Origin of the sequence: Streptomyces sp. NPDC056738, assembly GCF_042790435.1 — a bacterium.
Taxonomy (GTDB): domain Bacteria; phylum Actinomycetota; class Actinomycetes; order Streptomycetales; family Streptomycetaceae; genus Streptomyces.
In genome coordinates this window covers 699,812-718,530 of the sequence record NZ_JBHTZF010000001.1, presented here as the reverse complement: position 1 = coordinate 718,530, position 18,719 = coordinate 699,812, and the positions used below count along the sequence as shown (strand labels likewise).

General features: G+C 71.3%; 20 protein-coding genes. 7 read left to right on the top strand and 13 right to left on the bottom strand.

The window, feature by feature from the left end:
• The first annotated feature begins 13 nt into the window (after positions 1 to 13).
• The 3 genes from ACFRIC_RS02935 (at position 14) to ACFRIC_RS02925 (ending at position 3,482) form a co-directional block, all read left to right on the top strand.
• A complete protein-coding gene (locus tag ACFRIC_RS02935; protein ID WP_382778706.1) occupies positions 14 to 1,390 on the top strand; it encodes an NtaA/DmoA family FMN-dependent monooxygenase in 1,377 nt (458 codons plus the stop codon).
• Between the two features lie 67 nt (positions 1,391 to 1,457).
• Entirely contained in the window at positions 1,458 to 2,585 is a 1,128-nt protein-coding gene (locus ACFRIC_RS02930; RefSeq protein WP_382778705.1) for an MsnO8 family LLM class oxidoreductase, read from the top strand.
• 477 nt (positions 2,586 to 3,062) lie between these two features.
• Positions 3,063 to 3,482, top strand: coding sequence for a hypothetical protein (locus ACFRIC_RS02925; protein ID WP_382778704.1), 420 nt, complete (start codon positions 3,063 to 3,065; stop codon positions 3,480 to 3,482).
• Positions 3,483 to 3,581: 99 nt separating this feature from the next.
• Here ACFRIC_RS02925 and ACFRIC_RS02920 read toward each other — a convergent pair whose 3' ends face one another.
• From ACFRIC_RS02920 to ACFRIC_RS02865, 12 genes are all read right to left on the bottom strand, one after another.
• Positions 3,582 to 3,947, bottom strand: coding sequence for a YciI family protein (locus ACFRIC_RS02920; RefSeq protein ID WP_382778703.1), 366 nt, complete (start codon positions 3,945 to 3,947; stop codon positions 3,582 to 3,584).
• Between the two features lie 62 nt (positions 3,948 to 4,009).
• Entirely contained in the window at positions 4,010 to 4,567 is a 558-nt protein-coding gene (ssuE, locus tag ACFRIC_RS02915; RefSeq protein WP_382778702.1) for an NADPH-dependent FMN reductase, read from the bottom strand.
• Between the two features lie 194 nt (positions 4,568 to 4,761).
• Positions 4,762 to 5,538: an alpha/beta hydrolase gene (locus ACFRIC_RS02910; protein ID WP_382778701.1), complete on the bottom strand. Its 777-nt coding sequence runs from the start codon at positions 5,536 to 5,538 to the stop codon at positions 4,762 to 4,764.
• A 1-nt stretch (position 5,539) separates the two neighbouring features.
• Positions 5,540 to 6,598: an LLM class flavin-dependent oxidoreductase gene (locus ACFRIC_RS02905; RefSeq protein WP_382778700.1), complete on the bottom strand. Its 1,059-nt coding sequence runs from the start codon at positions 6,596 to 6,598 to the stop codon at positions 5,540 to 5,542.
• 130 nt (positions 6,599 to 6,728) lie between these two features.
• Positions 6,729 to 8,069 (bottom strand): LLM class flavin-dependent oxidoreductase, encoded by a 1,341-nt coding sequence (locus ACFRIC_RS02900; protein WP_382778699.1) that lies wholly within the window; start codon positions 8,067 to 8,069, stop codon positions 6,729 to 6,731.
• A gap of 29 nt (positions 8,070 to 8,098) precedes the next feature.
• Positions 8,099 to 8,926, bottom strand: a complete 828-nt coding sequence (locus ACFRIC_RS02895; RefSeq protein WP_382778698.1) for an ABC transporter ATP-binding protein — start codon at positions 8,924 to 8,926, stop codon at positions 8,099 to 8,101.
• On the bottom strand, positions 8,923 to 10,008 hold the full coding sequence (locus ACFRIC_RS02890; protein ID WP_382778697.1) for an ABC transporter ATP-binding protein: 1,086 nt from the start codon (positions 10,006 to 10,008) through the stop codon (positions 8,923 to 8,925). The genes ACFRIC_RS02895 and ACFRIC_RS02890 overlap by 4 nt, the downstream gene beginning before the upstream one ends.
• Complete coding sequence (locus tag ACFRIC_RS02885) at positions 10,005 to 10,901, bottom strand: ABC transporter permease (protein ID WP_382778696.1); 897 nt, start codon at positions 10,899 to 10,901, stop codon at positions 10,005 to 10,007. Before ACFRIC_RS02885 ends, ACFRIC_RS02890 begins: the two co-directional genes overlap by 4 nt.
• A gap of 2 nt (positions 10,902 to 10,903) precedes the next feature.
• The gene (locus ACFRIC_RS02880; protein ID WP_382778695.1) at positions 10,904 to 11,932 is read right to left on the bottom strand and encodes an ABC transporter permease; all 1,029 of its coding nucleotides are present in this window, start codon (positions 11,930 to 11,932) and stop codon (positions 10,904 to 10,906) included.
• A gap of 31 nt (positions 11,933 to 11,963) precedes the next feature.
• The gene (locus ACFRIC_RS02875) at positions 11,964 to 13,538 is read right to left on the bottom strand and encodes an ABC transporter substrate-binding protein (protein WP_382778694.1); all 1,575 of its coding nucleotides are present in this window, start codon (positions 13,536 to 13,538) and stop codon (positions 11,964 to 11,966) included.
• Between the two features lie 698 nt (positions 13,539 to 14,236).
• A complete protein-coding gene (locus ACFRIC_RS02870; protein WP_382778889.1) occupies positions 14,237 to 15,172 on the bottom strand; it encodes a DsbA family protein in 936 nt (311 codons plus the stop codon).
• Between the two features lie 68 nt (positions 15,173 to 15,240).
• The gene (locus ACFRIC_RS02865) at positions 15,241 to 15,675 is read right to left on the bottom strand and encodes an RrF2 family transcriptional regulator (protein WP_382778693.1); all 435 of its coding nucleotides are present in this window, start codon (positions 15,673 to 15,675) and stop codon (positions 15,241 to 15,243) included.
• A gap of 139 nt (positions 15,676 to 15,814) precedes the next feature.
• Here ACFRIC_RS02865 and ACFRIC_RS02860 point away from each other — a divergent pair, with 139 nt between their 5' ends.
• A complete protein-coding gene (locus ACFRIC_RS02860) occupies positions 15,815 to 16,324 on the top strand; it encodes a cupin domain-containing protein (RefSeq protein ID WP_382778692.1) in 510 nt (169 codons plus the stop codon).
• A gap of 61 nt (positions 16,325 to 16,385) precedes the next feature.
• Here the strand turns inward: ACFRIC_RS02860 and ACFRIC_RS02855 are convergent, their stop codons facing one another.
• Positions 16,386 to 16,901, bottom strand: coding sequence for a DUF6210 family protein (locus ACFRIC_RS02855; protein ID WP_382778691.1), 516 nt, complete (start codon positions 16,899 to 16,901; stop codon positions 16,386 to 16,388).
• A 352-nt stretch (positions 16,902 to 17,253) separates the two neighbouring features.
• Here ACFRIC_RS02855 and ACFRIC_RS02850 point away from each other — a divergent pair, with 352 nt between their 5' ends.
• From ACFRIC_RS02850 to ACFRIC_RS02840, 3 genes are all read left to right on the top strand, one after another.
• Complete coding sequence (locus tag ACFRIC_RS02850; protein WP_382778690.1) at positions 17,254 to 17,646, top strand: RDD family protein; 393 nt, start codon at positions 17,254 to 17,256, stop codon at positions 17,644 to 17,646.
• A 171-nt stretch (positions 17,647 to 17,817) separates the two neighbouring features.
• On the top strand, positions 17,818 to 18,483 hold the full coding sequence (locus ACFRIC_RS02845; RefSeq protein WP_382778689.1) for a DUF6338 family protein: 666 nt from the start codon (positions 17,818 to 17,820) through the stop codon (positions 18,481 to 18,483).
• Complete coding sequence (locus ACFRIC_RS02840) at positions 18,480 to 18,704, top strand: hypothetical protein (RefSeq protein WP_382778688.1); 225 nt, start codon at positions 18,480 to 18,482, stop codon at positions 18,702 to 18,704. Before ACFRIC_RS02845 ends, ACFRIC_RS02840 begins: the two co-directional genes overlap by 4 nt.
• The last annotated feature ends 15 nt before the right edge of the window (positions 18,705 to 18,719 follow it).

The following is an 18,719-nucleotide window of genomic DNA, read 5'->3' as shown; positions in this document are numbered from 1 at the left end:
AGGACCCCCGACCATGAGCAAGCCGCTCAAGCAGATCCACCTCGCGGCGCACTTCCCCGGCGTCAACAACACCACCGTGTGGAGCGACCCCGAGGCCGGCAGCCACATCGAGTTCAGCTCCTTCGCGCACTTCGCCCGCACCGCCGAACGCGCGAAGTTCGACTTCCTGTTCCTGGCCGAAGGCCTGCGGCTGCGCGAACAGGGCGGCCACATCTACGACTTGGACGTCGTCGGACGGCCCGACACCTTCACCGTCCTCGCCGCCCTGGCCGCCGTCACCGAACACCTCGGCCTGACCGGCACCATCAACTCCACCTTCAACGAGCCCTACGAGGTGGCCCGCCAGTTCGCCAGCCTCGACCATCTCTCCGGCGGACGCGCCGCCTGGAACGTCGTCACCTCCTGGGACGCCTTCACCGGCGAGAACTTCCGCCGCGGCGGCTTCCTGCCGCAGGAGGAGCGCTACTCGCGGGCCAAGGAGTTCCTGGCCACGGCCAACGAACTCTTCGACTCCTGGCGCGGCGACGAGATCCTCGCCGACCGGGCGGGCGGCACCTTCCTGAACGACGCCAAGGCCGGAGCCTTCGTCCACCACGGACAGCACTTCGACATCGAGGGGCAGTTCAACGTCCCGCGCTCCCCGCAGGGCCGCCCGGTGATCTTCCAGGCCGGAGACTCCGAGGAGGGCCGCGAGTTCGCCGCGTCGAGCGCCGACGCCATCTTCAGCCGCTACTCCACCCTCAAGGAGGGCCAGGCCTTCTACACGGACGTCAAGGCGCGGCTCGCCCGGTACGGCCGCCGATCCGACCAGTTGCTGATCCTGCCGGCCGCGACCTTCGTGCTCGGCGACACCGACGCCGAGGCCGAGGAACACGCCCGCGAGGTCCGGCGCCTCCAGGTCAGCGGTGCGACCGCCATCAAGCACCTGGAGTTCGTCTGGAACCGGGACCTGTCCGCGTACGACCCCGACGGCCCGCTTCCCGACATCGACCCGGACCTCGGCGAACACACCGTCGCCCGCGGCCGCGCCCAGGTCCGCATGTACCGCGACCCGCTGGCCACCGTCCGTGAGTGGCGCGAGCGGGCTGCCGCCAACAAGTGGTCCATCCGCGACCTCGTCATCGAGACCGGCAGCAGGCAGGCCTTCGTCGGCAGCCCGGCCACGGTCGCCGAGACCATCAACGACTTCGTCCAGGCCGACGCCTCCGACGGCTTCATCTTCGTCCCGCACATCACCCCGGGCGGCCTCGACGCCTTCGCCGACAAGGTCGTCCCGCTCCTCCAGGAACGCGGTGTCCACCGTACCGAGTACGAGGGCACCACCCTCCGCGACCACCTCGGCCTGGCCCACCCCGACGCCGAGGCGTACGCCGGCCGGGCGGCGTCGTGACGTCGCCGACGCAGCCCGTTCCCGTACCGATCCGCACAGCCGCCGAGCGCTGAGGAGGCCTCCGCACATGTCCGACATCCCTCTCGGCGTTCTCGACCTGATCCCGATCTCCTCGGGTTCCACGGCCACGGACGCCCTGCGCAACTCCATCGACCTGGCCCGGCGGGCCGAGAACCTCGGATACAGCCGCTACTGGTTCGCCGAACACCACCTCAACCCCGGTGTCGCCGGAACCTCGCCCGCCGTCGTCCTCGGCCTGACGGCCGCCGCGACCTCGACCATCCGGCTCGGCGCGGGAGCCGTGCAACTCGGCCACCGCACCGCCCTGTCCACGGTCGAGGAGTTCGGCCTGATCGACGCGCTGCACCCCGGGCGCTTCGACCTGGGCCTCGGACGCTCCGGCGGTCGGCCGTCCGGCAAGTCCGCCGCCCCGCCGGCGACCGCGACCCCCGTGGTCGACGGCCGTGCCCCCAACGGGCTCCGCATACCGGCCCGCTTCTCCTACGAACACCTTCTCGGCTCACCGCGGGTGGCCCTGCAGCGCACCCTCCTCCAGCAGCCCCACGCCGAGTCGCAGGACTACGGCGAGCAGATCGACGACATCCTCGCGCTGCTCGCGGGCACCTACCGCTCCACGGACGGCGTCGAGGCGCACGCCGTCCCGGGCGAGGGCGCCGATCTGGAGGTCTGGATCCTCGGCAGCAGCGGCGGGCAGAGCGCCGAGGTCGCGGGCCGCAACGGCCTGCGGTTCGGAGCGAACTACCACGTCAGCCCCGCGACCGTGCTGGAGGCGGTGGAGGGCTACCGGGCCACGTTCCAGCCCTCCGACGTCCTCGACAAGCCGTACGTCAGCGTGTCCGCGGACGTCGTGGTCGCCGAGGACGACGAGAAGGCCCGCGAACTCGCCACGGGATATGGCCTGTGGGTCCGCAGCATCCGTACCGCCGAGGGCGCCATCCAGTTCCCCACCCCGGACGAGGCGCGTGCCCACACCTGGTCGGACGCCGACCGGGCACTCGTCCAGGACCGTCTCGACACCCAGTTCGTCGGCTCCCCGAAGCGGGTCGCCGGCCAGTTGGAACAGCTCCAGGAGGCGACCGGGGCCGACGAGTTGCTCATCACCACGATCACCCACCGACACACGGACCGGGTGCGGTCGTACGAACTGCTGGCCGAGGAGTGGCGCACGCGGTGAGCCGGCGTCGACCGCCGGGTGACGTTCGGGACGGGCGGGCCGTGATTGCGGCCCGCCCGTCCCGTCGTGCCCACCCGGGCGCCACGAACATCGCGCCCGAGCGTCACGACTGCATCACGAACTCCGTTTTGGCTGGTCAGAGAGCTTATATTCGCAGGCTCCCGGATCTTGGACCCATGGCCGGAACGGCCGGGGCCGGCCTTCGAACGAGCGGAACGGCAGCGCATGGCACGCAGCGGGATGACCCGACGGCACGGGTGGGCGATAGCAGCGCTGCTGTGCGCGGTGATGCCGTCCGCGACGGCCTGTACGACGGCGACGGAGCGACCGACGGCCACGGACCGGTCGGCGGCAGGGAAGACGACCGATGCCGGGGCACGGACGAAGGGCACCGCCTCCGCACCGTCCTGCGCGGGCGGGGCCTTCCGGTGGACCTCGGTCCACCGGGAGCGGCGACTCACAGAGGTGTCACCGGTCGTGAACGTCAGCAAGAGCGACGGCTGGGTCACGTTCCACCCCGGGCTCGTGCGCACCATAGTGCCCCAGGTCAGCACGAGCGACGACCGCGTGTCGGAGCGTCAGGTCCTCGCCGCGCTCGCCAAGCACCTCAAGTGGTGGGACCTCGAGGAATTGGCCGCCCCGGGGAAGGAGTCCGCCGACCGTCCGCGCACCCCCGTCAGGACCGACTTCCTCGGGCACGCGGGGCGTTTCGTCGAGGCCGAGGGAGTCCAGACCGTCGACGCGAGCTTCACCGTGACCTGCGCCGGCCAGGACGTCTACGGCAGCGTCACCACCTGGTTCGGCCATTCCGGTGCGTCCCTGGCCTGCGGCGTGCACCCCCACACCAAGGAACCCTGGATCCAGGAGGCCTACCGGCTGACCTGCGGCCCGCACTGAAGTCCGGACGGCTGCCCTGCCCGGATCAGCCTCCCGCGCCGTCCCCGCGCAGAGCCGCCTCCGGTGACCGCGCACGCGGCGCGGGGACGGGGTGTGCGATCAGGCGTCCCCCATGCCGAACACGTCGTGGATCGGCCGCACCTCCACCGCCACGACGTGGAAGTCGAGTACACGCTCGGCGATGGCGCGCGCCCGCTCGGGGGTCGCGCACTCGATCACGTAGTAGGCGGTGAGGTGTTCGTCGGCCTCGGCGAACGGGCCGTCCGCCACGGCCGGCCCCTCCGCGCTCCAGCGCAGAGTCGTGGTGTCGCGCGGGTAGGCCAGCCCCGCTCCGTTCAGCAGCTCGCCCGAGCCCTCCAGATCCTTGTGGAGGGCTTCGTGCCGGCGGAACACCTCGGTCCGCTGCTCCGCCGTCATCGTTTCGGTCGCGGCGGGATCGGCGTACATCAGCACCATGTATTTCATGGCTCCAGCCTGGCATCGGGGACTGACATTCCCGAGACGCGGGGCGATGCCGGGGGACCGGTTCAGCCGGTCGACGCGAGTGCGGTCGTACGGCCGCCCAGTGCTGCCGAGAAGTGGTCGGTCACCTGCTCCAGCGCCTGGGCCGCGGCGGCCGCGATCACGGGAGCGCCGTCGGCGTCCGCGGTGACGTCCTTGTCGAGAGTGAACCAGCCCGGCACGATGTGCGACGCGCCCATGGAGCTCAGCACCGGACGCAACGCGTAGTCGATCGCGAGGACATGGGCCGTACTGCCGCCCGTGGCGAGGGGCAGCACCGTCTTGCCGGCCAGCGCGTACTGCGGGAGCAGGTCGAGGAGCGACTTCAGCAGGCCGGAGTAGGCCGCCTTGTAGACCGGCGTGCCGATCACCACGCCGTCGGCCCTCTCGAACAGGGCCGCCGTCTCGACGATCGCCGGATGCCGGAAGTCGGCTCCGAGGAGCGCGTGGGCGGGCAGCGTACGGACCTCCAAGGGGATGACCTCGTGCCCCTGGAGGCGGAGCCGGTCGTCGAGGTGGCGCAGGAGGCGCGTGGTGCGGGAGGTGGGAGAGGGGCTTCCGGAGACGGACACGATCGTGGCCATGGCGGACCTTCCGGGTCGGGATTCGGTTGCGTGAGGCGGGTGTGCGGCGAACTGCCGGGGGGGAGTGGGCGGTTCGGCGGCGGTGGCGATGGCAAGGTGGCGGTGCCGGCGTGCGTGGTCGTGGTGCGGGGTGCGGGGTGCCGGGCGGGACGGGAGCTCGACGGCGGCATACGGCGCCCCGCCCGGCGGGCCGGTCACCAGGCGCTGGACCGCACGCTGACCTGCGGCCGCAGGTCCCCCCGGAGTGCTTCCAGGAAGCTGACGACCTCGGCCGCCACCGAACGGTGCTGGAGGTCGTTGAGGACGTCGTGGTGAGCGCCGTGGACCACCGAAAGACGCGCCAGGGGAAGCGACTTGGCCAGGCGGGCGAGCGCCTCGTCGTCGGCGAGCGGATCGGAGTCGCCGACGAGCAGCAGCGTGGGCAGGGGCGACTCGCTGTCGTAGGCCGCGCCGATCAGGGAGTCCGGCAGCGCGTCGTCGAGCGACCCGCGCCGTACCCCGGGGTCCTGGCTGAGGCGGCCCCGATGGGTGGGGCACGAGGTACGGACGTCGAGCTCGGCGTCCCATGTCCCGCCGGCGCCAGCGGTCCTCGCGGACGGGCCGGGGAGCCCGGCGAGTACCAGCGCGTTCGGCCACCAGGCGGCCGGAGTCCGGGCCCCGCCGAGGAGCGCCGCGAGCGCGAGTGCCCCCGAGTCCGCCCCGACGAGGACGACCGGCCGGGCGACACCGTCCGGCGAGGCGGTGTCCTCGACGGCCTCGGCGAGCCGGGCCTCCAGCTCGGTCAGGGAGGCGGCCGGGTCCCCGGCGTCGAGGGCCGGGGGGTCGACCACCCGGACCCGGTAGGCGTCGGCGGCGAGCCGTCCGCCGAAGCGCGCGTAGGTCGCCCGGGTCTCGCCGCGGCCGGGAACCACGAGGATCGTGCCGCGGACGAGGAGCCCCTCGGGCCCGTGGTGGTCGGTGTACTGGGTCATCTCAGGCTCCTGCGGGTGCGGGTGCGGGTGCGGGTGCGGGTGCGGACTCGCCGGTGTGCGCCGGCTTCCAGCCCAACGCGGGCGCCACCTCGGTCGCGATGAGTTCGAGGGCGCGGACGGCGGCGTCGTGGTCGGGGACGGCGGGGTTGAACTGCGCGATCAGGTCGGTCGCCACGGGCAGGACCTTCTCCCGGCCCAGGGCCTCGACGACGTCGTCGGGATGGCCGTAGAAGGAGTGGAAGCGGCGCAGCGCCTCGTCCCTGCCGAGGCCCTTGGGGAACGCGCCGCTCTCGGCCATGCGCAGCGCCGCCCGGTGCACGTCGTCGCCGATGGCGCTGAGCGCGGTGCGCCGGTCCTTGGCCGGGAAGATGAAGCGGGACAGGCCGATGCGCGGGCGGTGCGGCCGGTCCCAGGCCGCGAGGAAGGCGTCGGCCCAGGGCCGCTGAACCTCGTCGGTGGGGGAGTCGAACCCGTAGGCGGCCCGGTTCAGCAGCAGGTTCGAGCCGCGGCGCGCCGCGTACGAGGCACCCTGGGCGCTGAACACGCCCTGCCAGACGCGGCGGTCGAAGCCACCGGGGCGCGGCTGGATGCGGAAGCCGGCCGTGCCCACCTCGTCGTGGGCCAGGGCCCGCCGCAGGACGTCGAGGTTCTCGCTGGTCAGTTCGCGTTTGCGGTCGGCGTCCTGGCCGAACGCGGCGTACTCCAGGGCGCTCGATCCGCTGCCCACGCCGATCTCGACGCGGCCGCCGCTGAGGGCGTCGACGGTGGCGATGTCCTCAGCGAGGCGCACCGGGTCCTCCAGCGGGAGCACGGTGACGGCCGTGCCCAGCCGGATCCGGGTGGTCCTCGCGGCCGCGTGGGCGAGGAAGGTCCAGGGCGAGGACAGTCCGCCGCCGCCGAGGGCGACGTGGTGCTGGGCCACCCAGCCGACGTCGAAGCCGAGCTCGTCCGCGACGGCGAACAGTTCCTGCGCGTTGCGGTAGGTACGGGCGATGTCCTGATCGCGTCCCTGGACGTGGGTGAGGAAGCCGAGCCTGAAGCGTGGTCGCTCGCTCGTCATGGGATGTCGGCCTTTCCGTGCGGGTCGTCTCTCTTCGGGGCGCCGTGCCGGACGGTTCCCGGGTGAGGGGGCCGCCGGGCGCGGCCGGTGGAGGACGGGTCCTGCTCCACCGGCCGGTCGCGGTGGGATCTCAGTCGTTCGCGAGCTGCGGCTCGCGGGTGTGACGGTTGGCCGGCACGGGCAGGCCGAGGTTGCCGCGCAGGGTGTCTGCCGCGTACTCGGTACGGAACAGTCCGCGCTTCTGGAGGATCGGGACGACGCCGTCGACGAAGAGGTTCAGCTCGTCCTCGGTGCGGAAGGCGAGGTTGATGCCGTCGAAGGTGCCGGCGTCGAACCACTTCTCGATGGTGTCGGCGACGGTCTCCGGGGCCCCGACGAACGGCGAGGTCCGGAACTGGTTGACGGACTCGGCGACCTGGCGCAGCGTCAGGTTTTCGGTGCGGGCCCGCTCGATGAGGGCCGACGCGCCCGTGCGGCCGCCCTTCTCCGCGAGGTGCGCGACGTCGGGGAACGGCGCGTCGAGGTCGTGCGCGCTGAAGTCGTACGCGCCGAAGGACCGGCCGAGCAGGGCGAGGTTGCGGTCGAAGTCGTTGTCCTCCTCGAAGATCTCCCGTTCGCGTCGCCGGGCCGCCTCGTCGGTGGTGGCGACGACCGGGCTTCCGTGGATGAAGATCTTGATGTGCTCGGGGTCGCGGCCGTAGGAGGCGGTGCGCCGCTTGATGTCGGTGTAGTACTCCTGGGCCTGCTGGAGCGTCCCGCCCGGCGCGTAGATGCCCTCGGCGACCCGCGCCGCCAGGTCGCGGCCCTCCTCGGAGACCCCGGCCTGGAAGATGACCGGCTGGCCCTGCGGGGAGCGGGAGAGGTTGAGCGGTCCCGCCACCTTGAAGTGCTCGCCCTCGTGGTCGAGCGCGTGCAGCTTGGCCGGGTCGAGGAAGACGCCCCGGGCCACGTCCGCCGGGAACGCGTCGTCCTCGTAGGAGTCCCACAGGCCGCGGGCGACCTGGACGAACTCCAGGGCGCGGCCGTACCGGGTGGTGTAGTCGAGGTGTTCGTCGAGTCCGAAGTTGCGGGACGTACCGGTGTCGAAGCTGGTGACGACGTTCCAGCCGGCCCGGCCACCGCTGATGTGGTCGAGGGAGGCGAACCGGCGGGCCAGGTTGAACGGCGAGTTGTACGTCGAACTCGCCGTGCCCACGAGGCCGATGTGCCGGGTGTGGGTGGCCACCGCGGACAACAGGGTCAGCGGTTCGAGGCGGTTCAGATAGTGCGCCGGGTACGTGGCGTTGATGAACTGGCTGTCGACGATGAACAGGGCGTCGAAGAGGGCGTGTTCGGCCGCCTTCGCCAGCCGGATGTAGTAGTCGATGTCGATGCTGGCGTTCTTCGCCACGCGCGGGTCCTTCCACAGACCGTGCTGGCCGGGACCGCCGACGCCGTAGGGGTGCAGGGCGAGATGGATGGTGCGGGGCATGGCGTTTTCTTCCTGTCTCTTCGAGGGGTTCAGACGTTCAGCAGGGCCCGCAGGGCGGCGCGTTCGGCCCGGTCGGCCGGAGCCGCGTGCAGCGTGGGCGCGGAGCGGACGAGCAGGCGTGTGTAGGGGTGCCGGGGCCGGGCGATGACCTCGCCGGCGGCGCCGGTCTCGACCAGTTCGCCCTGGTACAGCACGGCGATCCGGTCGGCGACCCCGGCGACGGAACCGAGGTCGTGCGAGATGAAGACGAGCGCCACTCCGTCGTCGCGGAGTTCCTGGAGGATGCGCAGGATCTGGACCCGGTTGGCGGAGTCCAGGGCGCTGACCGGCTCGTCGAGGATGACCAGGCGGGGCTCGGTGACCAACGCCCTGGCCACGGCGACGCGTTGACGCTGTCCGCCGGAGAGCCGGCCGGGCAGCCGGTCGAGGAGGTCCTCGGACAACTGGACGCGGGGGAGGAACGCGCGGACCCGGCGAGCCGCCTCCTCGCGGGAGACCCCGCGGACCAGCAGCGGTTCGGCCAGGGAGGCCTCGACGGTGAGATCCGGGTCGAGGCTGCGCAGCGGGTCCTGGAAGACGTACTGGATCACACCGCGGCGGCGCAGCGCCCGCCACCGGCGCCCGCCGTACGCGGTGACGTCCTCGCCGTCCAGGACGACGGAACCCGCGGAGGCGCGGACGAGGCCCAGCACGGCGCGTGCCAGGGTGGTCTTGCCCGATCCCGTCTCGCCGATGATCCCGACGGTCTCGCCCGGCGAGACGGTGAGCGAGACACCGCGCAGCGCGTTCCGGCGCCGCCGGCGCGGTCCGTAGCGCACTTCGAGGCCGGTGACCTCCAGGACGGGTTCGGTGCTCATGCGTCCTCCCCGGGCGCGAGGAACTTCTCCAGGCCGTACTGCTGGTGTTCGGCGATCAGCAGCCGGGTGTACTCGTGGCGCGGACGGTGGAGTACCTCCTCCGTGGGGCCCTGCTCGACCACCTCGCCGTGGCGCATCACAAGGACTTCGTCGCAGAGCTGGGAGACGACGGCCAGGTCGTGGGAGACCACGACGAGGGCCAGCCCGGTCCGTTCGCGCAGATCGGCGAGCAGGTCGAGGATCTCGGCCTGGACGGTGACGTCGAGCGCGGTGGTGGCCTCGTCGGCGATGAGGATCCGTGGTCCCGCGGCGATCGCCACGGCGATGAGGACCCGTTGGAGCATGCCGCCGGACAGCTCGTGCGGGTACTGCGAGCTGACGAGTTCCGGGTCGCGCAGGTGCACCGACCGCAGCAGCTCGACCGCCCGCCGGCGCGCCGCGCGCCGCTTCAGCCCCTTCTTGACCCGCAGGACCTCGGCGATCTGGGCCCCCACCTTGATCGACGGGTTGAGATACGACGCCGGGTCCTGGAAGACCGCGCTGATCGTCGTGCCCCGCAGATCGGTCCACCGTGCGGGGGACAGTCCGGCGATGTCGCCGCCGTCGATCTCCACCGAGCCGCCGGTGATCGCGAAGGGGGAGGGCAGGATGCCCAGCGCGGCGCGGCAGGTGAGGGTCTTTCCGCTGCCGGACTCGCCGACGATGCCGACGGCCCGGCCGGGCGTGAGCGTGAAACTCACGCCGTGGACGATGTCCTGGCCGGCGGCAGGGTCGCCGATGCGGACGTCGCGTACGGAGAGCACGGGGGCCTGCGAGCGCGGCGGTTCTCCGGTACCGGCATCGGCGGCGGTCTCCTCGGCACCGGCAAGGGCACCGGCACCCTGAACGGCACTGGCACTGGCACTGGCACTGGCACTGGGACCGGGAACGGCACCGGCGGCCTGCGCGGATTCCCGCGTCTCCGCGGCCTCCCTCGACTCCGCGGCCTCCGCGGTCCCCGTGGTATCCGCGGTCTTTGTGGTCTCTGTGATCTCTGTGGTGTTCTCGGCCTCGGCGAGGAGCTTCTCGGACAGGGCGGTCATCGCGCACCTCCGGCGGGAGCGGGAGCGGGGTCGGCCTCGACACGCCGGCCGGCGCGCGTGCCACGGCCGGCGGCCGGCGTCTGGCCCGCTTCGCCGGAGACGTCACGGATGGCGTCGGCGAGGAGGTTGCAGGCCCAGACCGTGATCATGATCAGCAGGGCGGGTACGAGCGGAGCCCAAGGCTGTTGGGTCAGATAGCCCAGATCCGAGGCGAGCAGGCCGCCCCAGGTGGGCGCGGGAGGCTGGACCCCGATCCCGAGGAAGGTCAGGCTCGACACGATGACGAACCCGACGCCGACCGTCTGGGCGAGCGCGACCGCGATGGGCGGAAGCACCTTGGCCCAGATGTGACGGCGAACGATCCAGCCGGTCGAGGCACCCGCGATGATCGCGGCCTCGACGTACGGGGAACGGGCGACGGACAGGGTGGCGGCGCGGGCCACGCGGTAGAACAACGGGGACACCAGCGCCCCCGTGACCAGCATCGCCTGGGTGAGACCGTTGCCGAGCAGGGCGACGACGGCGACGGCGAACAGCAGGAACGGCAGCGCGACCAGCGTGTCGGCGAGCCGGAGGGTGACCCATTCGAAGGCCCGGCCGAGGTGGACCGACAGGATGCCGGGGACGGCGCCGATGGCCAGGGCCGTGAAGGCGACCTCCAGCGAGCCGAGGACGCTGACGCGGGAGCCGTCGAGGAGCCGGCTCAGCACGTCGCGGCCGAGGTAGTCGGTCCCCAGCCAGTGGGCGCCGGACGCGTCCGCGAGCGGGTGGTCACCGGTGGCCAGCGGGTTGTGCGGTGCGAGCAGCGGCCCGAACAGGGCGAGCACGGCGATCACCGCGAGGACGGCCAGGGCGATGCGGCCGGAGGTGAGGGCGAGAACGCGGCGCACCATGGTCACACCCCCCGTCGCGAGGCCGGCGTGACGCGGGCCAGCACCAGGTTGACGAGCAGGTTGAACGCGACGACCAGGACGATCGACACCACGAGGACGCCCTGCACGGCGGGTACGTCCCCGGCCTGCGCGGAGTCGTTGGCGAAGCGTCCGAAGCCCTGGAGTCCGAAGATCCACTCCGTGACGACGGACGCGCCGACCAGGGCGGGGAACTTCAGGCCGAGGGTGGCGAGCGCGGGACCGATGCCGTTGCGCAGCACATGGCCGAAGAAGATCCGGCGCGGGCCGAGCCCGCGGACCACCGCGCCCGTCACGTAGTTCTCGCCGTACGCCCCGACGAGCCCCCCGCGCAGTTGGCGGGCGACGTCGGCGACGACGTCGAAGCTCAGCGCGACCGCGGGCAGCGTGATGTGGGCCAGCCAGGGCCCGAACCCCTGGTCCGCCGGGACGTATCCGGCGGACGGGAACAGATGCAGTCCCACCGAGAACACCGCGACCAGCACGATGCCGACGACGAAGGCCGGCATCACCGAGATCACCGTCACGAAGCCGGTGATCGCGCGGTCGACCCAGGTGGTGCGGCGCAGCGCCGCGAGGGTGCCGAGTCCGAACCCCGCGACGACTCCGATGATCAGCGCGAACGTCGCCACCGACAGGCTCACGCCCAGGCCGAGGCCGATGAGGGTGGAGATGTCGGCGCCGTTGGTCCAGCTCGTGCCGAGTCGGCCGTGCAGGACGTCGCCGAACCAGTCCCCGTACTGGACAAGGAAGGGCCGGTCGAGGCCCCACTGCGCCTCGACGCGGGCGACCGCCTCGGGAGTGGCCTCCTCGCCCAGTTGGATGCGTGCCGGGCTGAGCCCGCTCAGCGACCGCAGCGCGAACGTCACGAACGTCGCGACCAGGAAGACGGGCACGAAGATCGCGACCGACCGGGCGAGGGTGGCCAGGACGCGGCCCAGGGTGTGCCGGGTTCTGGCCGCGGCGGCCGGGAGACGGACGTCGGGCGGGGCCGTTGCCACCGTCGTCGTCATGGGTTGCCCCCTCTCTGTCGTGGGCGGGGTGTCAGTTGCCGCCGGCGATGGTCACGCCGGTCCAGTCGATGTGGGCGGGGTTCTTCGGCAGGCCGGAGATGGACTTGCTCTTGGCGATGAGATTGGGCGAGGAGTACGTGAACACCAGCGCCTTGCTCTTGAGGCCGGCCCGGGTCGCCGCCTGGAGGACCTTCGCGTAGTCCGGCGAGTCGAGCGGGGTCCGGCGGACCTTGGCGATGGCCGCCTCGAAGCCGGCCGGCTCGTAGGGCGAGCTGAGGTTGAGCGGGCCGTTCGGGCCGAAGTGGGCCGTGAGGGTCTGCGCCGCGGAGTCACGGCCGGTGGTGCCGTACAGCGAGAACGTCAGGTTCTTGGCGAAGAACGGCGTGGCCCAGTTCTTGTCGATCCTGATCGTGACGGTGATGCCGACCTTCGCCAACTGCGCCTGCACGATCTCGGCCTGCGGGTCCTCGGCCGGGATGACCAGGCTCAGCTTCAGGGCGCCCGCCTTGTAACCGGCCTCGCTCAGCAGCTTCTTGGCCTTCGCGGGGTCGTAGGCGTACGCGTTCTCGGACTCCGGGTCGTAGGCGACGTATCCCTTGGGGAAGGGCTGATTGGTCACCGAGCCGTAGCCGAACGTCAGCTTGTCGACGAACTCCTGACGGTTGATCGCGTAGCGGACCGCGTCGACGACCTTGTCGTTGTCGAACGGCGCCTTGTTGGTGTTGAGGCTGAGGTTGGAGGCGTTGAAGCCGGGCTGCACGAAGACGTCGAGCCCGGCCTTCTTGGCCGCCTCGGCCTGACTCGGGGCTATGTCGGCGAAGTTGTAGACGCCGGTCTGCAGTCCGGAGACGACGGTGGACGCGTCGGGGGCGGAGCTGAGCTCGACGTTGTCGATGTGGATGTTCTTGGCGTCCCAGTAGTCCGGATTCTTCTTCAGGACGGCCTTGGTGCCCGGGACGAGCTGGGTGACGATGAACGGGCCCGCGCCGACCGGGCTCTGGTCCAGCTTGTCCGGGGACGCCGCGGCCTTCGGGCTGGCGATCTGCAGGACGCGCTCGCCCAGCAGTTGGGGGATCTGGTAGTCGACCTGGCTGAGGTGGATCACCGCGTCGAGACCCTTGGCGTCCACCGACGTGATCGAGGTCAGGTCGCCGAACAGGGCGGAGTTCTTCTGCTTCTTGGCCCGCTCGATGGCGGCCTTCACGGCGGCGGCGTCGACCGGCGCGCCGTCGCTGAACTTCAGGTTCGGCCGCAGATGGAAGGTGATCACATCACCCTCGGCGTTGTAGTCCCAGCTCTTGGCCAGGTCCGGGACGGCCTTCCCGTTCTCGTCCGTCCGCGTCAACGAGGCGTAGACCAGGGCCAGTTCGCGGAACTGGGCGCCGCTTCCGCTGACGACCGGGTCCCAGTGGGCGGGGAAGTAGGAGGAGGTCCACTTCAGCGCGGCGGAGCCGGCCGACGCGGAGCTCTCGCCGCCGCAGGCGGCGAGCGCGGGGACGAGCACGGTGGCGAGGGCGGTGCCCAGGGCGGCGGCGCGCAGCCGGCCGGGTCGCGGGGCGGAGCGGAAGGCCGTGGCGGGGGTGCGGGGCGTGAGACGTCCGGGCATCGGAGTTCTTTCTGCGAAGGCTCCCGCCCACGCCGGAGCGGCGCAGCGCGGAGCGAGGGCGGCTCACCCCGCGGACGGACGCCGCGCATGCCGGAGAGGCGCATGCCGGTGTGCGCTTCGGTGCGCACGGGGCATGCCGCGTTCAGGGCAGGAGGCGTCGGCGGATCGCGGGGAGGGCCGGGAGGCCGGGGGAGCGGAGACGACGAAACGCTGGGAGGACGGCGCGCGATGACGGGGGCCGGACGGCGGGTCGGCTCGGGGCCGGTGCCGGAGTCGGCGGGACGGACGTCAGGCGCCTGGGGGCCGCGGCTGGCGGGCGGTCAGCGACAGAGAGCGCTGCAGGTGCGCCGCAGGTCCACGTAGCGGCACTCCACGGCGGGGTGCGTCGTAAGCATGGTGCACATCCTGGGGCCGGTTCTCGGCGGCTGTCAATGGACACCAATTGGTGTCTCATTGGGCGGGACGGGTTCTGACCGCTGATCAGAAGGCCGCGGAGGTGCGCGGATGCGCCTCGCGCCGGTCACGACGGCTCGAGCACCGGCCCGCGGGCCGTCATCCGGGGCGGCTGGAAACCGCCGGGCCGGCGACCCTCGGGGACCGTCAGGGCTCCGGCCGGAGGACCGTCATCCGGGCGGTGTCGGGAGACCGTCATCCAGGCGGTACCGGAGGACCGATCGGACCGTCCGGGCCGAGCAACGTCAGGGCGTGGCAGGCGTGCCGAGGTCGCGGGCCGGGTGTACGGCGGCCTCGTCGGGGTGCAGCCAGAGCGGGCCGTTGCCGGTCTCGACGCGCACGGCGTCCCGGGGAGGCCACGGCCCGTCGCTCAGCACCGCCGCCTCCGGGCCGGTCAGACTCCGGTACCGCGCGAGCGCCTCCGAGGGCGCCGGCCGCGCGGGCACGGTCAGCAGCCCGGGGCTCAGCTCCTCGAACGCCGCCGCGTACTCCTCGTACGGCCGCCAGCCCGGGACGACGCGCAGCCCTGCGGGAGAGCGCACCAGCAGCGTCGGCAGCGCGTAGCGGTACCCGCCCTCGGCGGTCTCCTTCGCGGCACCGGGATGCGGCGAGCCGCCGCGCACCGACAGCACCTCGGCGACCGGCCGCCGCGCCTCGGCACGGTCGGCAAGTACCGCTTCCCGTACGGTGGTTGATGCCACGTCGGACGCCAGCCGCTCATGGTCGAGGCCGGGCACCCCCCGTACCGCGGACAGCGCCAGTGCCACCGTGTCCGCCGGTTCCCCCAGCACGAACACGCTCTCCCGCAGCCGCCGCACCACCCACTCGGCCACCTCGCCGCCCTGTCGCTCCGCGGCCTTGGCGGCCAGCGAGGACGGCCAGGAACTCGCCGCGACCCGGCTCAGCCGCCGCGCCCGCGGGGCGCCCGTGTGGGCGACGACGTCCTCGATGTACCGCGCGTACCAGGCGGTCTCCGCCGCGGGATCGGGCGGCGGGTCGTCGTCGTCATCGAACAGGACGCAGTACGCGCGTCGCCAGCGCACCCGGCCCGCCAGCGCGGCGCGCAGCCCTCGGAACACCGGCTCCGAGCCCCAGGCCCAGGGACACAGCGGGTCGGTGTACTCCACGACCTCCACCACGCCCGCCGCCTCCGCCGTCTGCGTCGTGTCCGCGGAGTCCACCACCGGCGCCGGGTCCGTACCGTCATCCGTCCTCACCGTGTCCGGCCCGGTCCGGTGCGGAGCGCGGGTCACGCGGCTCCCTTGCGGTCCAGTCGCCCGGCCGTCCCGGTGGGCAGCAGCGCGGCCAGGGTCGTGCCGCCCAGCACCGCCGCCGCGTCCGCCTCGATGCGGCGCCACACCCCGGGGAGCCCGGAGGCGGGCCCCGGATAGTCGAGCCCGGCCAGCGGCTCGCCCCGGAGGGTGATCAGCTCGCCGTCCACGGCGCGTACGACGTCCAGCAGGGTGATCTCGTCGGCGGGCCGGCCGAGCCAGTAGCCGCCCTCGCAGCCACGCTGACTGCGTACCAGTCCGGCCCTGCGCAACTCGCCCACCACGGACTTCAGAAACCGGAACGGGACTTGCTGCGAGGACGCTATCGCCTCACAGGTGAGCGGGCTGGCCGGTTCGCGGGCGAGCTCCAGGAGAGCCCGCGTGGCGTAGTCCGCCTTCGCGGAGATATGCATGGGCCCATGATGCCCGACACGCTGTCCGCCGAGCGGGTCTCCACCGGTTCCCCACGTTCATTGCGGGAACATTGCCGCAGGTGAAGCGCAATGGATACCTCTTGACATCCTTTTCCGGGCCGCTCTAGCGTCCCCGTCCATGAGCGAGCCGTTGACGACCCCCGGCGAAGGTTTCCACCCCCATCTCCCGGACGCCGAAGGGCAGTCCGAACGTCCCCTGCGCAGCCGCCTGCACCACATCCGCGCCGACGCCCTCGACGGCGACACGGCGCAGAGCGGAGGCATGCGCAGATTCGCCGCCGTCAGCGGCACCACCGTCGGCTCAGAGAAGCTGTGGATGGGCCAGACCCACGTCGCCCCCTCCACCGCCTCCTCGGACCACCACCACGGAGCATCCGAGACCGCCATCTACGTGGTCAGCGGGCACCCCGAGTTCGTCTTCCTCGACGACGCCGGCGAGACGCCCGAGGAGGTACGGCTGCGCACCTCGCCCGGTGACTACATCTTCGTGCCGCCGTTCGTGCCGCACCGCGAGGAGAACCCGGACCCCGCCGAGGAGGCGGTCGTCGTGATCGCCCGCAGCACCCAGGAGGCGATCGTGGTCAACCTGCCGGGGCTGTACGTGCTGAAGGACGCCGAAGAGGACTGACCGCGCGGGGCCGTTCGATCGCGGGACGGGTGCGGTGGATACGGTCGGTCCTGAGCGGACGTCAGTCGGAGTTCTGCCAGACGAGAAACCCCGGCCCGTCCGGAGTCAGAACGGGAATCCAGGCTTCGTCGGTCTCCGCGAGTCGGGACTCGTCGAGGACCAGCGGAGTGGGCACTGGGTCATCCTGGTTGGCCGACCCCCAGATGTGCAGGTCGGCGACCTCTCGGCGTAGCCGGTCGAGCAGGTTTCGCGGCCAGTCGAACTGTCTCGATCCCCAGCCTTTGAGGTCACCGACGAACAGATCGCTCAGGCCGGCGTCCGCACCGGGGACGTAGAAGGGCAGCAGGTAGCCTTCCTGCTCGTAGGGAATGCAGCCGTGACCTCCGCCCTGAGTCTGGTAGATGACGCCGGTCGGCGCGGCCACCACGACGAACATCCAGCCGGATCCGGTTTCGTCGATGTCGAGGAAGACGCGTCTCTTGCCGTCGGCTGCAGCCCGGCTCCTCCTGTGCGTCGCTCCATCCGTATCAGTCATGCCCATGATGTTCTCACCACCGTCGCCGATCCGATATCTCATATCACCTGAAGATAGTAAATACCGGCTGTTCTGGATGAGTTCGCCTGCGGGCACCGGTTTTGCGGTTGAATTGACTGGCGCGGGCGGTTGGAGTCACGTGGGCCGTCGTGTACATGGCGAATATGGTCCGGGGGGACGCATGTACAACCCATACAACCCATACAACCCATACAATCCAGACGGGCGCCGGGGGCCCGACCCGTATCCCTACCCCGGAGCTCCCCCTCCCGGGCCCAACTATCCCGGGCCTCCCTATCCTGGAGCTCCCTATCCCGGGCCGCCGTATCCTGGAGCGCTTCCCTATCCCGGCTATCCGGTGCCGTATCCACCTCAGCGAGCTCCGATCAGGCCGATGTACGCGAGCTGGGGGTCTCGCGTAGGGGCGTTACTCATCGGCCTCACCATTGAGCTCATCCCGGTGGATTTCTTCGCATTCACCCTGCTGCGAGACATTGGCATCGGGGTAACTCTGCAGACGATTTCCGGCGTGCTGTCCATCGTAAGTGCGGCTACCTTTCTGCATGAGCACGCAAAGGGGCAGACCATCGGGATGAAGCTGGTCGGCATCAAGCTGGTCCGTGAACGCGACTTCGCACCGATCGGTCTCAGGGTCGCGATCCTCCGTCAGTTGGCGCACTTCGCGGACTCCATGACGATGATCGGCTATCTGCGGCCGACGTGGGATGTGAAGGGTCAGACGTTCGCCGACAAGATCTGTGGCACTGTCGTGGTCAAGATTCGATGATGATGTGCCGTCAGCATCCTCGTCGGAACGATGTCAGGTGGGCGTTCCAGATCCGCCTCTGATCGTTGGCAGTCCGGGATTCGGGGTCTGTGTGGAGCGCCGGGGCAGGAGCGTTGAGCCGCATGCACGCGTGGCCGGAGTCGGAGGGGGCTCCAGAGCGGGGGCCTTGTTGTGAGCACGTTCGAGGCGCTGGCGGTGACTGTGATCGCGGTCCTTCCTGGGGCCCTCTACATCTTCGCCGTGGAGCGGCAGACAGGGATCACGCGTGCCGGACTCGCTGATCGCGCGCTCCGCGTGGCCGCGGTGTCGGTGTTCTTCCACTTCGCTCTGGCGCCGTTGTCGCTGTGGCTCTACCAGGACGTCTGGGCGGGTGGACGACTGACGCGGCCACCTGTGCCGTGGATGCTGTGGTGGGCACCGCTGCCCTACCTGGTCCTTCCGCTTTTCGCGGGCAGTGTGGTCGGGGCGGGTATCCGAAGGAACCGGAGCTGGGCGCTTCGCGTTCACGGTCGGACGCCCGAGCCGCGCGCCTGGGACGCTCTGTTCGGACACCAGCCGAGCTTGTGGCTGCGGCTACGGCTCAAGGACACGGCGGGCGGCTGCAACGGCTGGGTCCTGGGGGCGTTCGCGCGTGACGCGCGAGGTTTCCTGGACTCCCGTGCCTCCGGGTATCCCGAGCCGCAGGATCTCTACCTCTGCGACACGGCCATTTGCAACGAGGACGGCCTGTTCGTGCTCGGGACGGACCACCGCCCTCAGCTGCGGAACATCGGAATCCTGATCTCCTGGGAGGAGATCAGCTTCATGGAAGTGATTTGGGGTGAGCCGGGGACATGACCCAGGACAACGTGAGCAGGGACGACGACCAGCGAGCGCCGGGCTTCGCGAGTTTCGACAACACCGACGGCCGTGGCCACGGCCAGTCCGAGAAGACCCCCGCGGAGATGACTCACATTCCGCAGGCGGCCGTGGCGCCCCCGGTGGCTACAGCGCCCCCGGCGGACGAGGCGCCGTCCCAGCAGCCGTCGGACGCCTCCGGAGGTACGGCCGCGCAGTGACGGTGCGCCGACCGC

Coding starts and splice junctions, on each gene's coding strand:
- ACFRIC_RS02865 (WP_382778693.1), bottom strand. CDS start 15,675: ATGCATATCTCCGCGAAGGCGGACTACGCCACGCGGGCTCTCCTGGAG.
- ACFRIC_RS02920 (WP_382778703.1), bottom strand. CDS start 3,947: ATGAAATACATGGTGCTGATGTACGCCGATCCCGCCGCGACCGAAACG.
- ACFRIC_RS02930 (WP_382778705.1), top strand. CDS start 1,458: ATGTCCGACATCCCTCTCGGCGTTCTCGACCTGATCCCGATCTCCTCG.
- ssuE (WP_382778702.1), bottom strand. CDS start 4,567: ATGGCCACGATCGTGTCCGTCTCCGGAAGCCCCTCTCCCACCTCCCGC.
- ACFRIC_RS02905 (WP_382778700.1), bottom strand. CDS start 6,598: ATGACGAGCGAGCGACCACGCTTCAGGCTCGGCTTCCTCACCCACGTC.
- ACFRIC_RS02900 (WP_382778699.1), bottom strand. CDS start 8,069: ATGCCCCGCACCATCCATCTCGCCCTGCACCCCTACGGCGTCGGCGGT.
- ACFRIC_RS02885 (WP_382778696.1), bottom strand. CDS start 10,901: ATGGTGCGCCGCGTTCTCGCCCTCACCTCCGGCCGCATCGCCCTGGCC.
- ACFRIC_RS02860 (WP_382778692.1), top strand. CDS start 15,815: ATGAGCGAGCCGTTGACGACCCCCGGCGAAGGTTTCCACCCCCATCTC.
- ACFRIC_RS02850 (WP_382778690.1), top strand. CDS start 17,254: ATGTACGCGAGCTGGGGGTCTCGCGTAGGGGCGTTACTCATCGGCCTC.
- ACFRIC_RS02935 (WP_382778706.1), top strand. CDS start 14: ATGAGCAAGCCGCTCAAGCAGATCCACCTCGCGGCGCACTTCCCCGGC.
- ACFRIC_RS02875 (WP_382778694.1), bottom strand. CDS start 13,538: ATGCCCGGACGTCTCACGCCCCGCACCCCCGCCACGGCCTTCCGCTCC.
- ACFRIC_RS02855 (WP_382778691.1), bottom strand. CDS start 16,901: ATGAGATATCGGATCGGCGACGGTGGTGAGAACATCATGGGCATGACT.
- ACFRIC_RS02890 (WP_382778697.1), bottom strand. CDS start 10,008: ATGACCGCCCTGTCCGAGAAGCTCCTCGCCGAGGCCGAGAACACCACA.
- ACFRIC_RS02895 (WP_382778698.1), bottom strand. CDS start 8,926: ATGAGCACCGAACCCGTCCTGGAGGTCACCGGCCTCGAAGTGCGCTAC.
- ACFRIC_RS02910 (WP_382778701.1), bottom strand. CDS start 5,538: ATGACCCAGTACACCGACCACCACGGGCCCGAGGGGCTCCTCGTCCGC.
- ACFRIC_RS02840 (WP_382778688.1), top strand. CDS start 18,480: ATGACCCAGGACAACGTGAGCAGGGACGACGACCAGCGAGCGCCGGGC.
- ACFRIC_RS02880 (WP_382778695.1), bottom strand. CDS start 11,932: ATGACGACGACGGTGGCAACGGCCCCGCCCGACGTCCGTCTCCCGGCC.